Below are 13,580 nucleotides of genomic sequence, written 5' to 3' on the forward strand. Positions count from 1 at the left end.
CTGCTGCACCTTATTTCCGGATCATTTCGGCGGTGATTTCCTTCAGGGAAGCAGCACCGCACATTTCCATGGTATCGGCCAGTTCGGCGCCCAGCTTGTCAGCCAGGATCTTCACGCCTTCCTTGCCGCCGCCATATACAGCGTTCACGAACGGACGGGCAATCAGCACGGCGTCAGCACCCATGGCCAGAGCCTTGAACACATCCACACCACTGCGGATACCGCCGTCCACAAAGATTTTCATGCTGTCGCCCACAGCCACAGCAATTTCTTCCAGTACTTCAGCCGTTGCCGGGCTCTGATCCAGCACACGGCCCCCATGGTTGGAGACCACAATAGCGGAAGCACCGGCTTCTTTGGCCTTCAGAGCACCCTTTACGCTCATGATGCCCTTGATGATGAAAGGCCGTCCGGCCATTTTGATGATTTCTTTCATTTCGTCCACAGATTTGCTGCCCGCAGGAGGAACGAAGTTCTTCAGGAACGGCAGGCCTGCCGCATCTACGTCCATGGCCACAGCAAAAGCATTGGAAGCCTTCACCTGTTCCATTTTTTCGGAAATCATCTGTGTGTTCCAGGGTTTCACCGTAGGCACGCCCAGACCGCCGCAGGCCTTGATGGCATCGGTAGCGCCCTTCATCACCTGGGGATCCATGCCATCGCCGGTAAAGGCAGCGATGCCTGCTTCTGCGGCACCAGGTACCAGCTCAGCGTTATAGGTCACATCATTGTATTTGTCGCTGTAATGCATGGCAACAGCTCCCACCGGGCCAGCGAAGATCGGATATTTGAACGTTTTGCCGAACAGTTCCAGGCTGGTATCCACCGGCCGTTTGGCACACAGAGTATCCATGACCACACGGATTTCCTGCCATTTGTTATAGTTGCGGATGGCGGTATCGCCTACGCCCTTGGCACCGGGCCCCGGGACCATATTGCGGCAGGCCACCCCGTTACAAATCGGGCACCCTTTGCATTTTCCCAGACATTTGCGCGCGTTTTCCACCATTTCCTTATAATCCATTACCATTCACTCCCCTTAGTGTTTTGGAGACAGGGATTTCCCTCTCCTTGCATCGCTCTTTATTATACCACAGTTCACCCTTTTCGAATTCGTCTCAAACGAGAAAACCATTTTTCATCTTGCGTAAAGTTTCCAAATACGATATAATTTTCTTGTATCAATTGGATAGGACCTTCTTGCGGATGGCACAGGGGCAGGAAGGATGATGAGGACCTGGCATTGAAAAATGTCCGGTCCTCTTTTTTGGATACCTGGCATAAATTTTTGATGAGGTGAAAAATATGTCAAATGCAACAACTGTTTTCCGGGAGCTGTTCGCCGGAGTGCTGGCCATGGGCGACTGGAGTATCTGGGTGATGTTCCTGATCGGCGGCATCCTGATTTATCTGGGAGTGCGCAAAGGATATGAGCCGGTACTGCTGTTCCCCATGGGTGTAGGATGCATCCTGGCCAACATCCCCGGTCATTTTGCCGTGACCCCGGCAAATGGCGAACCGGGCTTCCTGACAGTGCTGTACAACATGGGCATTGCCAACGAACTGTTCCCGGTGCTGATTTTCATTGGTATCGGCGCCATGTGCGATTTTGCACCCCTGCTGCGGAAGCCCTATATGATGCTCTTTGCAGCCGCCGCCCATCTGGGTATCTTTGCGGCCACCCTCTGCGCCGCCTTTGCGGGCTTCCACTTCAATGAAGCCGCGGCCATCGGCATCATCGGCGCTGCGGACGGTCCCACCACCATCTTCGTAGCCCAGAAATTCGCCACCGAAATGCTGGCCCCGCTGACGGTAACGGCATTCTGCTACATGTCCCTGGTACCCATCATCCAGCCGCCGGTGGTGAAGCTGCTGACCACCAGGGAAGAACGGCTGATCCGGATGCCCTACCAGGAAGAAAAACCTGTTTCCAAGACAGCCCTGTTCCTGTTCCCCCTGATGGTCACCCTGATTGCCGGGATCATCGCCCCCATTTCCGTTCCTTTGATCGGGGCATTGATGTTTGGCAACCTGCTGAAGGTCTCCGGCTGCACGGATGGCCTGGCGAACTGTGCCCAAAACGAACTGACCAACCTGGTGACCCTGCTGCTGGGCATCACCGTGGGCGCCACCATGACCGCTGAGAACATCCTGACCCTGCAGGTGCTGAAGATTCTGTGCCTGGGAGCTGTAGCTTTCGTGTTTGATACAGTGGGTGGCCTGCTGTTTGCCAAACTTGCCAACCTGTTTCTGGAAAAGAAGATCAACCCGATGATCGGAGCCTGCGGCATTTCCGCTTTCCCCATCAGCGGGCGGGTAATCAGCCGGATGGCCCTGCAGGAAGACCCTACCAACTTCATCCTGCAGCCGGCCATTGGCGTAAACGTAGCCGGCCAGGTGGCCAGTGTCGTAGCCGGAGGTCTGGTCATGGCGCTGATCCCGGTACTCATGTAAGGGAGGTGCAGGAACAATGGATGCAATCACAATCACATCATCTCTGGAGCTGCTGGTCATCGCCTATCCCCTGGTATTTGCAGTCATGGCCTTGTTTGCGGCCCTAACCTACGGCCTGACAAAGCTGTTTCCGGAAAAAGAATGACAGATACAAAAAACGGGTGTGGAGAAATGAGAATCCATTTTTCCACGCCCGTTTTTTTAGTGATTAGTGGTTTGTTTGGTTGGTGGTTAGAGGCCAGCATCCTCTTTACAGTTTTTTCGTCAGTTCTTTCAAATAATCCCTGAAGGCCGGGCCCAGATCTTTGCGGCGCAGGGCGAATTCCACCGTGGCTTTCAGGTAGCCCAGCTTATCCCCGGTATCGTAGCGCTGACCATTGAAGTTATAGGCATAGACACTTTCGTTGTGGGCCATCACCCGCAGGGCATCGGTCAGCTGGATTTCCCCGCCTTTGCCTGGTTTCGTTTCGTCAAGGATGTCAAACACATCCGGCGTAATCACGTACCTCCCCAAAGCGGCAAACCGGCTGGGAGCTTCTTCCACACTGGGTTTTTCCACCATATCCTTCACCCGCAACAGGTTGTGGTCATCAGTTTCCACCCCATCGATGATCCCGTAGGCAGATACCTGTTCCGGCCGTACCACCTGGCAGCCGATAATGGTACCGCTTGTCTTGTTATACTGGTCAATCAGCTGCTTCAGGGCTGGTTCCCCGCTGCCGTTGTATACCACATCATCGCCCAGGATCACGCCGAAGGGTTCCCCGTCGATAAAGTCCTTGGCGCACAGGATAGCGTCTCCCAGACCCCGCTGGTATTTCTGACGCACATAGTGGATCTTGATGTCAGAGATTTTCCGGATCTGCTTCAACAGCTCGATCTTACCGCTTTCATACAGATGTTCCTCCAGTTCGGGGGAAGAATCGAAATGGTCCTCGATGGCCCGCTTGGCATGGCCGGAGATAATCAGGATCTGTTCGATGCCGCTGGCCAGGATTTCTTCCACGATATACTGAATGGTGGGTTTATCCACAATGGGCAGCATCTCTTTGGGCATGGCCTTGGTTTCCGGCAGGAACCGGGTACCGAACCCGGCGGCAGGGATGACGGCTTTACGGACTTTCATCATTGTACATTCTCCTTTTCTTCCGGCTTCACATCCGGCACTGTTTTTTTCTTAGGAGCCTTCATGTTGAAGTTTTCCATCATTTCACTGAGGCTAGCCCCTCTCAGCCAGGCTTCCACGGCATCCGCCGCTTTGGTCAGCACTTTGTCGATGATTTCCCTGTCTTCTCCCCGAAAAGGGTGGAGCACATGACTGATCACCGCCTGCTCCTTATGCACCGGATGTCCGATACCCACCTTGATACGGGGATAGTCCTGGCTGCCCAGGGCCCGTTCGATGGATTTCAGGCCGTTGTGTCCTCCCGAAGACCCCTTGCGGCGGATTCGCAGGGTACCCACTGGCAAATCCATATCGTCCTGGATCACCAGCACCTCTTCCGGCGGAATGTGGTAGAAATTGGCAAAATCTGCCACCGCCGCCCCGCTGTTATTCATGTAGGTGGTAGGTTTGATGATATAACATTTTTCCGGCATCCGTTTTTCCAGGTATGCAGCGTTGTCAGCCCTGCGCCAGGCGTTTTCATCCCCCCAGCGGCTGGCCAAAAGATCCGCCACCATGAACCCGATATTGTGCCGGGTGCCGGCATATTCTTTTCCAATATTGCCCAGGGCAACCACGAGTTTCATTGATGTACAACTCTCCAATCTGTCAGTGATTAGTGGCTGGCAGCCTCTCGGAAGGTATTCCAGCCATTGCCAAATAAGGGGCTGTCATAGGACAGCCCCTTACACTGTATAGCTTTAAATTTCGAACAATTGGCTGATGGACAGCTGATTGTAAATCCGCAGGATGGTTTCTGCCAGGATCGGAGCCACAGAAAGTTGGGTAATCTTCGGATGCTTTTTGTTGGGCGGCAGAGGAATCGTATTGGTCACAATCAGTTCCTTGATATCGGATTGTGCAATGCGGCTCAGAGCCGGATCCGTCAGGATCGGGTGGGTTACGCAGGCGTAGATGTCCTTGGCACCAAATTTTTTTAGGGCCTTGGCGCCTTCGCACAGGGAACCGGCGGTATCTACAATATCGTCCACCATGATGCAGATCTTGCCTTCCACATTCCCAATCAGGTTCATGACTTCTGCAACGCCGGGTTCGGGCCGTCTCTTGTCGATGATGGCCAGACCGCATTCCAGACGGTTGGCAATGTTCCGGGCACGGCTCACACCGCCCAGATCCGGAGAAATGACAACCATGTCTTCCGGAGCGAAGCCTTTTTCTTTCACATAATCAGCCAGGATCGGGCCGCCGGGCATATGATCCACAGGGATATCAAAGAAGCCCTGGATCTGGGCAGCGTGGAGATCCACGGTCACCAGACGGGTAATGCCGGAAACGGTCATCAGGTCTGCCATCAGTTTGGCAGTGATGGGTTCACGGCCGCGGGCTTTTCTGTCCTGCCGGGCATAGCCATAAAAAGGAACGACTGCCGTGATATGACGTGCGCTGGCTCTCTTGAAAGCATCGCACATGATCAGCAGTTCCATGACGTTATCGTTGACTGCCGGTCCGCAGGTCGGTTGGATAACAAATACATCCTTGCCCCGGACACTTTCATTGATCATGACCTGTACTTCACCGTTGTTAAAGCGGTTGATCACCGCATCTCCTACCGTAGTACCCAGATAGGCAGCGATTTCCCGTGCCAGATCAGGGTTGGCATTACCGGAGAAAATAGCCATGTCTTCGCCTGTTTTATCACCCAACATACAATTAATACCCCCACTGCTTATAATTTAAATCTATTAAAAAGTATACAACGCATTGCCCGTTGTGGCAAGTCATTAATGGAAAAAGATGGGAGGCCTGCGGCCAACGTCCGGATCTCCGGCCGGCCTGGATACAGGTATCCCTGAAGGCTGTCCCTTATGAAACCAGCAGCATGACCACCGGAACCACAACCACAAACAGCAGCGTACCGATGGTAACCAGGTTTGCGGCATATGTTACGTCACCCTTACCCTGGGTAGCCAGGATGGGCAGCACCGCCAGCGTTGGCACAGCGTTCTGTACAATGAAAGTATGGGTCGCCAGTGCCGGCAGTACGCAGCCAAAAGAAGCAGCAAAGCCGAATACGGCCGCCGTCAGAGCAGGACTGAGTACGAATTTGCCGATCAGGGCAACCAGCGTATCCTTATCGAAGCGGATATTGTGCAGGCCGGCTACAGAAAGGCTGATACCGATATAAATCAAGGATAGCGGAGTCACCATATTGCCCAGATACCCCAGCGTAGCGAAGAGAGGTTTGGGGATATGGAGACCCAGGAAGAGGACAAGGAAAGCTGCCAGACATCCCACCAGCGGGGCCTGTATCAGCCTTTTGGGCTGAAAACGGGAACCGGCCGCCCCAGTGCCGGGTGCCGTGGGGTCATTGACCACCAGTGTGGCACCAATGGTCCAGATGGAAATCAGGCTCGGTACATAAAAAACGATAAAATACGGGATGGCTTTATCACCAAATAAAGCTGTATTCAAAGGCATACCGATAAAGAGGCTGTTCGTATTGACCATCCCATTGATGAAACTGCCCCGGCGTCCCTGCGGGATATGGCACAGTTTCACAAGGACGATGCTGACCGCATAGAGTACCGCCAGGATCGCCACGTTCAGGAAAAGCGGTTCCTGCAGGCTTCCCACCTGGGAAAGGTCCAGGTTCTTCACCACCGAAACAAAGATGGACGACGGCAGTGCGATATTCATGACCAGAAAAGCCAGATTGGCGTTCAAACCGTCGTTGATGATTTTTTTCTCACGGAGGAAGTATCCCAGGGCCATTAGCAAAATAATGGGCAGGATATCTTCGATGATTTCCAGTAACAGCATTTTCTCACCTCAATCAGTCATTTTTTTCAGCACATCCTATTATAAAACGATAAGACCGATTGGGCAAAACAAAATGAGCTGCCGTCAGAAAGATTTCATGAAAAATGCCAGCAATCCACGGCAGCCTTCATCCAGATCGTCCCAGGTCTTCTGGAAATCCCGTGTATACCACGGGTCGGCAACAGGCCGGGGCTTTTTTGTGTAATCCATCAGGAGTGAGCACTTCCCTTCCGGATCACCGCGGAAGATGCGCTCCATATCCCGCCGGTTCTCTTCATCCATGCCGATGAAACAGTCATAGCGGCCGTAGTCTTCCGGACGCAGCAGAGTCGCCCGTTTCCCGCCGGAATCCATGCCGTGTTCCCTGAGCAGCCGGGCTACCGGCGGATAGACAGGATTTCCCCGTCCATTCCAGATTTCCTCGTCCGTGGTGGCCGCCGAACCCACGGAAAAACGGTCAGAAAGACCTGCCTCTGCTGCCATTTTCCGAAAAACGAACTCTGCCATAGGCGACCGGCAGATGTTGCCATGGCAGATAAACAGTATTTTTATCACTATACTTTCGCTCCTTCTTATGCCGGGTTATGCCATTATACAGCGATTCTCCCATTTCAGGCAATTTACCCGATATATTCTATAAAATGGTAGAAGTGCGCATAGCTCAATCTCATGCGATTATCGTACGAATACATTTCGCTTGAACCTCCTAATTTTTTATAAATTAGGTTAAGGATTTCGTCCGCACTCTCTATGGGTCAAATTGAATCCGTCCTTGACAGCATGGTTCCATTTGTAGCAGAAAATGTACTGGCTTTCATCAAAAAAGCACCTCCTGAAATTAACCTTTCAAAAGGTATAGAACAGTTTAGGAGAAATCAAGTGCCCACTTGTTTTCTAAATTTATTAATGGTTTCGCCATTTTCTGTTTTCCAATTCAACCAGCCATTGCAAGATGAGCCAATAATAAATTCACTACAAGCAGAAGGTGAGTTTAAGATTACTCTTTCCATCAATTTCCCATTTTCGATTTTTGTAGCATTCCGTATATCATCTACAGATGGAGCCAGCCCAATCCCTGCTTCTAAAGCCACATCACTGCCAGGAAGTAATATGAATGTACCCTTCTCAACTTCCATTCTGCCTTTAAGAATAGTATTCCCCATTCGTCTGATTCGTCTGGCGAAATAATAAATACCATCTGGTATCGTAGTATAATCTGAAGTCATACTGGTTGAAGCCGCAATATCCTCCGCGGCTTCCTGTTCTTCAGAATGTGTGATGAGATCCAGTCCAATCATATACAGCATTTTATAGACTTCATTCAGATAGTCATCGCTATCATCCTTATCGTCACTGCTAGCCGTCCCAGAATTGGTTGTCTTCGTTGTATTGATGTACATTTTCACTTCATCAATACGATGATTCAATTCATTTTCCAAATACTGAATTGTTCCATCATTAAAGAATGTCCGCTCTTTGAACTGAGTCAGCACATAACATGTAAGCCAGTGAGCGCATTTATCTTTATGTGAAGTTGGCCGATTTTCCAGGCTATTTTTAGATTTTCCGACGTATATTACATCCCTGTGATTATCATCCTTGCCTACGAGAATATAGACCACAAATGGATTCGGAATTACAAAACCAGTTTTTTTAGATTCCAAACTAACATAAGGAATCTTATACACCAGGATAGTACTGTTGGGTTTTGTCATTTCAATAGCACCATTATTATATTTGATGATGTATCTATTGGCCATATTTCTGTGCTCCCTGATAATAACTCGTCTGATTTTCAGCTACTAGCTGATTTTCCTCCACATAGTTATAATGTGACCCTGCTCTTTCTACTTCATCCGCATCCATTGTGTTATCCGCCCACAATTCACATTGGGTCATAACCGTTTGTACCGCATTCTCTTGCCCTTCAGGTGGATATTTATGTTTACGGAGCAGCTTCTTAATAATCATCCGCATATGTGCTCGAGCAGAATTACGTTTTCGCCAGTCAATTGTCTGGTTTTTCCGCAAAGCATCCGCCAATTCCTTAGTAATAGCGATTAATTCCTCATTGCTGTAAAAGTCTTTCACAGCCCGTGGTTTCGTTAAGGCATCATAAAAAGCTAATTCATCTGCAGTTAAACCTAATTTCTTGCCATCTTCCCTTGCTTTAGCAATCTGGTTAGCCAGTTTTAACATTTCCTGGATGACCTGTTCGTTGGTTAGCATCCCGTTAAGATACCGATTCATAGATTGCTGCAACATTTCAGAGAACTTTTTAGATTTTACTACGTTGGTTTTCTGGTAAATTCTTACCTGTTCGGCAATTAATTTTTCCAGCAGTTCTACGGCCAAATTTTTTTCTTTCATTCGAGAGACTTCATTCAGAAATTTCGGATCAAAGATTGAGAATTCTTCTTCTACATCGGAAAACAGATTAATAACACCATCACTTTTGACACTTTGCTTCAGCAATTCATTGATTTGATGATTCATCTGGGACAAAGAGATTTTCTTGCCTCCGTTTCCTTGATTCATCAGGCGCATCAAAAGAACCCGTACAGATTCAAAGTATGCCGCTTCCAGCCGCTCTTCTTCTTTTGCCATGGAAGAACACAGAGATAATGCATTTTTCAAAAGCATAGATTCTTTTAAATAATTTTCCTTATCTTCTTTTTTAGCAGGAGCCAGCATAAAGTTTACGCCACCTGTTATGGTTTTTGCCCGATCCAGATTACTGCCGTTTAAGAATTGACTGTAATTATACCCATGGAACAGATCCCGGCATACTTCCAATTTCTCCTGGAACTTAGGATATGCCACCTTAGCAATATTCATATTTCCATAATTTTTCTGATCCCGTGCAGTATAATCATTCATTGCCTGTTTAAGTTCCTGGGCAATGCCGATATAGTCTACGATCAGGCCGCCTTCTTTATCCCGGAATACACGATTTACCCGGGCAATGGACTGCATCAGGTTGTAGCCTTTCATGGGTTTAAAGACGTACATGGTTGCTAGAGAGGGTACATCAAATCCAGTCAACCACATATCCACCACAATAGCAATTTTCAGCGGGCTACTGTTGTCCTTGAACTTCTGAGCCAGTTCTTCCTTATGCTGTTTACTGCCAATAATCTCTTTCCAATCTTCTGGATCTTTATTACTGCCTGTCATCACTATAGCAATCTTTTTCGTCCAATCAGGCCGCAACTCCAAGATTTTATGATAGATTTTCATGGCTACTGGTCGAGAATAAGCTACAATCATAGCTTTCCCAGTCAGAAGATTTGTCCGGAAATGCTCATAATGGTACAGAATATCCGTTACCAGAGATGTAATTGTCTTATCATTTCCTAGAATGCCATCCAGACGGCTGAGTTGCTTTTTACTTTTTTCTATCACTGCTGCATCCGCATTTTCTGCCATCGCATCATATTCTTGATCCAGTAGCTTCAGCGTTCCTTCATCCAGCTTCAGTTTGACAACCCGGCTTTCATAATAAACGGGTCGGGTTGCACCGTCTTCTACAGCCTGTGTCATATCATAAATGTCGATATAGTCACCAAATACTTCGCGAGTAGAACGGTCTTTAAAAGAAATCGGGGTTCCAGTAAAACCGATATAGGTAGCATTAGGTAAGGTGTTGCGGATAATTCTAGCTTCCCCTACTGTAATCTGTCCCGTCTTCGCGTCGATTTTTTCTTTTAGGCCGTATTGGCTCCGGTGAGCTTCATCCGCCATGACAATAATATTCCGCCGTTTAGACAATGGTTCATGAGACTCTTCAAATTTCTGTATGGTAGTAAAAATAATCCCATTGGCTTGACGGCCTTCCAGCAGCTCTTTTAAATTTTCTCTGCTTCGAGCATGAATTGGCGTCTGACGCAAAAAATCTTTGCATTTAACAAACTGCCCATATAGTTGATCGTCCAAATCATTTCGGTCTGTAATTACAACGATAGTGGGACTATTCAAGGCTTTTTGCAATAGATGAGCATAGAAAACCATAGACAAAGATTTCCCGGAACCCTGAGTGTGCCAGAACACACCCCCCTTTCCGTCTGTCTTTACAGCTTTCTTGGTAGATTCAATGGCTTTATGTACAGCAAAATACTGATGGTATCCGGCCAATACCTTGAAGCAGTTTGTTCCCTCCACAGAAAAGCAGATAAAATTATGCAAAATATCCAGAAAGCGATTCCGCTCAAAAATACCTTCAAAGAACGTATCAAAAGTGGCGTACTGCGTGTTTTCGTAGCTTCCATCCGTAGTTTTCCATTCCATGTACCGGTCTTCTCCAGAGGTAATGGTGCCTGTTTTACTGGTAAGTTGATCGCTCATCACACAGATGGCATTGTAAATAAACATGGATGGAATCACTTTCATATACCCGCGCATCTGGCGATACGCGTCGTCCGCATCTGTTTCTTCTCTGGATGGAGATTTGAGCTCCATCAGCACTACTGGCAATCCATTCAGGAAAATCAACACATCCGGCCGTTTGGTTTCCATTTCCGTATAGGTCCACTGATTGGCAATTACAAAAGAATTATTTTCTATATGTTTATAGTCTACCAGATAACATAATGCCGCTCGTTCTTCTCCCTTAACGACATAACGAACCTCAATGCCGTGTTGGAGATAATCCATAAACTGCTGATTTTGCTGTACCAATTCCCCGTTTTCGAAGTTGTGCAATTTGTACAGCGCATCCCGGATTGCATCTTTCGGTAAATCCGGATTGATTCGGCAAATGGATTCTTCCAATTCATCCTCATAAAGCGGATTTTGATAGTCCCGCTCTATATCAGGCCCATACACATGCTGGTACCCCATATTTTCAAACAGCTCAATAATAGACTGTTCATAATCGGATTCCGCATAGCCTTTAGCCATGGAATCACCTCCTAGTATTAGAGAAGAAAGATAAACAAGAATTTAGCGGCCTAGAGTTCGATGTTGGAGACATCCAGCTCGCCGGACATCAGTTTTGGAAGTAGTGCATCTCTAAGCTGATACAGCCTTGTGGTTTCTTCTTGATTAGAAACAATGGCGTTGGTCATTGGAATGATAAGCGCATTGAATTTTTTAAGAGTCACCCTGTCAGGCAAAGGAAGCTCCAGAGATTTTACTCTTTCTCGCGGAAGTTCTGTTTGCCCTGTGCTTCCTGTATGCTGAGCTTCAATCTCACTTTCATGCGAGAGCCCCCAGAAGCCAATATAGTTTTGTAATATTGGAGATTTGGGACGAACAATAGTCACATGAGAATCTACAGTCATATTATTTGCATCAAACCAAACTTGAGCGACACGTCCCAACGTTCCGGTCCCTGTAGAATTGATAAGTAGATCACCTTTGGAGATCCATTTCTCATTAATCTTCTTTGGCAGATGCCGTCGAGCGAGAGAAACGTCAATGGTGTGATCTCGGATGCATTTCTGATTAAGAACTATTTGATCACTGTTGTCATCATATTTAGGTGTAATACCTCTGGTAACCAAGTTAGAGATTGCACCAATTGTTGTGATATGCCAACTTTCAGGAAGGGTTCCATCTGAAAACCTATAATCGCAGAACCAGGATTTATAAATTGCTAATGCTTGCTGAAGTAAATTCTTGTTTATCCTATCATTGAGTGCAATTTTATCATCAAACAACTTTAGGAATGAGCCAATTTTTTCTTGTTCAATTAATGGTGGAACATCAATTTCAAGATTCTTTACCACATCCGTCTGCACACGTTGTCGTCCAGATGAACCGACCATAGATTTTATTGCCGGTTCTCTTACTTCTGGGCTGCAAACGAGATAGTACAAGTAGTCCTTATCAGCGATTCCTTCTTTTGCTCGGAATACGATATACTCCGTTGAGCCAAAGCCAACTTCCCCATCATTTAAGATTGAGACCTGAGCTGTTTTTCCGTTTTCTAAACACGGCGTAATTCGTGCCATAATTGTGTCCCCATTACGGAATTTCGTTCCACCAGAAAAGCTTTCTTCAGTATAATACGTGACATCTCTATAAAATGGTCTAAGTACATCCATAGGAATTTTCTTGGCAATGCTCCCCTTTTTTATGGTTTCTCTTGGATTGAAATCTGCAATATCAGAGAGTTTCTTTTTTCCCCATTTATATTTCATACCCAATCGCCTCCAGATTTTTTTTGATCTGTGCTTCCAGTTCATGGGATTTCTTGAACATTTCACTAAGTTCTTTGGTAAGCCGCTTCATCTTATCATCAAATGGTTCTCCATCATCTTTCTGTTCTTCAATACCTACATAGCGACCGGGTGTAAGAATATAATCCTGTTTGGCAATATCCTTTGTAGTTTTCACAGCACAGAAGCCTTTTACATCTTCTAACTTACCTTCTTGGAACTGCGTAAATGTATCTGCCAGCTTCTTAATATCTTTAGTCTCAAAATCCCGATGGGTACGGTCTACCATATACCCCATTTTACGGGCGTCAATAAAGAGCGTTTTCCCCGTCTGCTTTTTATTTCTGGTGATGAACCACAGCGTTGCTGGAATCGTCACACTGTAAAACAGCTGCGGCGGCAGCGCTACAATGCCTTCGATCAGATCATCTTCAATGATTTTCTTTCGAATCTCCCCTTCTCCCCCGGACTGAGAAGAAAGAGCTCCGTTTGCAAGTACCAAACCGATTTTACCACCCGGGGCCAGATGGTAAATCATATGTTGAATCCAAGCAAAGTTAGCATTGCCGACAGGTGGCAGACCATATTTCCAGCGTCTATCGTCTTTAAGTTGTTCCTGCCCCCAGGGATGATAGTTAAAGGGAGGATTGGCCATGATGAAATTTGCTTTCAGCATAGGATGCAGATCATTGGCAAACGTATCTGCATGATATTTTCCCAAATCGGCTTCAATACCACGAATTGTCAAGTTCATAATAGCCATTTTCCATGTATCTGGATTGGCTTCCTGTCCAAAGATTGCAACATCTTCCCGATTCCCAGAATGTTCTTGAATGAATTTTTCACTCTGGACAAACATTCCTCCAGACCCACAACAAGGATCTCAAAGGTGTCTGTATTTGATACAATCGAACGATAGCAGGGATTTTGAACACCCCCGTGTTCACTTCAATCGGTGTTGTACTGATTGGCTATCTTCTTGAGCAGAAGTGCTTTTTCCATGAACCAGTCAAAGTAGT

11 protein-coding genes and 1 pseudogene are annotated in these 13,580 nt (G+C 47.2%); 2 read left to right on the forward strand and 10 right to left on the reverse strand.

The window, feature by feature from the left end; all coding sequences use genetic code 11:
- Positions 1–10: 10 nt before the first annotated feature.
- Positions 11–1,024, reverse strand: coding sequence for an alpha-hydroxy-acid oxidizing protein (locus ACR0QW_RS06095; RefSeq protein ID WP_432642817.1), 1,014 nt, complete (start codon positions 1,022–1,024; stop codon positions 11–13).
- Positions 1,025–1,305: 281 nt separating this feature from the next.
- Between ACR0QW_RS06095 and ACR0QW_RS06100 the strand changes: the two genes are divergently transcribed.
- Both ACR0QW_RS06100 and ACR0QW_RS06105 read left to right on the forward strand, forming a co-directional pair.
- Positions 1,306–2,454, forward strand: a complete 1,149-nt coding sequence (locus ACR0QW_RS06100; RefSeq protein ID WP_432642818.1) for a sodium ion-translocating decarboxylase subunit beta — start codon at positions 1,306–1,308, stop codon at positions 2,452–2,454.
- Between the two features lie 16 nt (positions 2,455–2,470).
- Entirely contained in the window at positions 2,471–2,599 is a 129-nt protein-coding gene (locus tag ACR0QW_RS06105; RefSeq protein WP_432642819.1) for a hypothetical protein, read from the forward strand.
- 105 nt (positions 2,600–2,704) lie between these two features.
- Here ACR0QW_RS06105 and galU read toward each other — a convergent pair whose 3' ends face one another.
- From galU to ACR0QW_RS06150, 9 genes and pseudogenes are all read right to left on the reverse strand, one after another.
- On the reverse strand, positions 2,705–3,583 hold the full coding sequence (gene galU / locus ACR0QW_RS06110; RefSeq protein WP_432642820.1) for a UTP--glucose-1-phosphate uridylyltransferase GalU: 879 nt from the start codon (positions 3,581–3,583) through the stop codon (positions 2,705–2,707).
- Positions 3,580–4,206: an aminoacyl-tRNA hydrolase gene (pth, locus tag ACR0QW_RS06115; protein ID WP_432642821.1), complete on the reverse strand. Its 627-nt coding sequence runs from the start codon at positions 4,204–4,206 to the stop codon at positions 3,580–3,582. The genes galU and pth overlap by 4 nt, the downstream gene beginning before the upstream one ends.
- Positions 4,207–4,320: 114 nt before the next feature.
- Positions 4,321–5,286, reverse strand: a complete 966-nt coding sequence (locus ACR0QW_RS06120) for a ribose-phosphate diphosphokinase (protein ID WP_296399297.1) — start codon at positions 5,284–5,286, stop codon at positions 4,321–4,323.
- A gap of 157 nt (positions 5,287–5,443) precedes the next feature.
- The gene (locus ACR0QW_RS06125; protein ID WP_432642822.1) at positions 5,444–6,400 is read right to left on the reverse strand and encodes an AEC family transporter; all 957 of its coding nucleotides are present in this window, start codon (positions 6,398–6,400) and stop codon (positions 5,444–5,446) included.
- Between the two features lie 84 nt (positions 6,401–6,484).
- Positions 6,485–6,955 carry a low molecular weight protein-tyrosine-phosphatase gene (locus ACR0QW_RS06130; RefSeq protein WP_432642823.1) on the reverse strand — a complete coding sequence of 157 codons (471 nt, stop codon included), beginning with the start codon at positions 6,953–6,955 and terminating at the stop codon, positions 6,485–6,487.
- Positions 6,956–7,275: 320 nt separating this feature from the next.
- Positions 7,276–8,160 carry a DUF4357 domain-containing protein gene (locus ACR0QW_RS06135; RefSeq protein ID WP_432642824.1) on the reverse strand — a complete coding sequence of 295 codons (885 nt, stop codon included), beginning with the start codon at positions 8,158–8,160 and terminating at the stop codon, positions 7,276–7,278.
- The gene (locus tag ACR0QW_RS06140) at positions 8,150–11,299 is read right to left on the reverse strand and encodes a type I restriction endonuclease subunit R (RefSeq protein WP_432642825.1); all 3,150 of its coding nucleotides are present in this window, start codon (positions 11,297–11,299) and stop codon (positions 8,150–8,152) included. Before ACR0QW_RS06140 ends, ACR0QW_RS06135 begins: the two co-directional genes overlap by 11 nt.
- A 50-nt stretch (positions 11,300–11,349) precedes the next feature.
- Complete coding sequence (locus ACR0QW_RS06145) at positions 11,350–12,543, reverse strand: restriction endonuclease subunit S (protein WP_432642826.1); 1,194 nt, start codon at positions 12,541–12,543, stop codon at positions 11,350–11,352.
- Positions 12,533–13,444: pseudogene (locus ACR0QW_RS06150) on the reverse strand (N-6 DNA methylase); the annotation flags it as partial. The gene ACR0QW_RS06145 and the pseudogene ACR0QW_RS06150, both read right to left, overlap by 11 nt.
- Between the last annotated feature and the right edge of the window lie 136 nt (positions 13,445–13,580).

The sequence above is a fragment of the Acidaminococcus sp. genome (genome assembly GCF_050873445.1).
GTDB lineage: Bacteria > Bacillota > Negativicutes > Acidaminococcales > Acidaminococcaceae > Acidaminococcus.

Excerpts from the sequence above, each read along its gene's own strand:
- galU (WP_432642820.1), bottom strand. The coding sequence starts at position 3,583 with ATGATGAAAGTCCGTAAAGCCGTCATCCCTGCCGCCGGGTTCGGTACC.
- ACR0QW_RS06105 (WP_432642819.1), top strand. The coding sequence starts at position 2,471 with ATGGATGCAATCACAATCACATCATCTCTGGAGCTGCTGGTCATCGCC.
- ACR0QW_RS06125 (WP_432642822.1), bottom strand. The coding sequence starts at position 6,400 with ATGCTGTTACTGGAAATCATCGAAGATATCCTGCCCATTATTTTGCTA.
- ACR0QW_RS06140 (WP_432642825.1), bottom strand. The coding sequence starts at position 11,299 with ATGGCTAAAGGCTATGCGGAATCCGATTATGAACAGTCTATTATTGAG.
- pth (WP_432642821.1), bottom strand. The coding sequence starts at position 4,206 with ATGAAACTCGTGGTTGCCCTGGGCAATATTGGAAAAGAATATGCCGGC.
- ACR0QW_RS06120 (WP_296399297.1), bottom strand. The coding sequence starts at position 5,286 with ATGTTGGGTGATAAAACAGGCGAAGACATGGCTATTTTCTCCGGTAAT.
- ACR0QW_RS06145 (WP_432642826.1), bottom strand. The coding sequence starts at position 12,543 with ATGAAATATAAATGGGGAAAAAAGAAACTCTCTGATATTGCAGATTTC.
- ACR0QW_RS06135 (WP_432642824.1), bottom strand. The coding sequence starts at position 8,160 with ATGGCCAATAGATACATCATCAAATATAATAATGGTGCTATTGAAATG.
- ACR0QW_RS06100 (WP_432642818.1), top strand. The coding sequence starts at position 1,306 with ATGTCAAATGCAACAACTGTTTTCCGGGAGCTGTTCGCCGGAGTGCTG.
- ACR0QW_RS06095 (WP_432642817.1), bottom strand. The coding sequence starts at position 1,024 with ATGGATTATAAGGAAATGGTGGAAAACGCGCGCAAATGTCTGGGAAAA.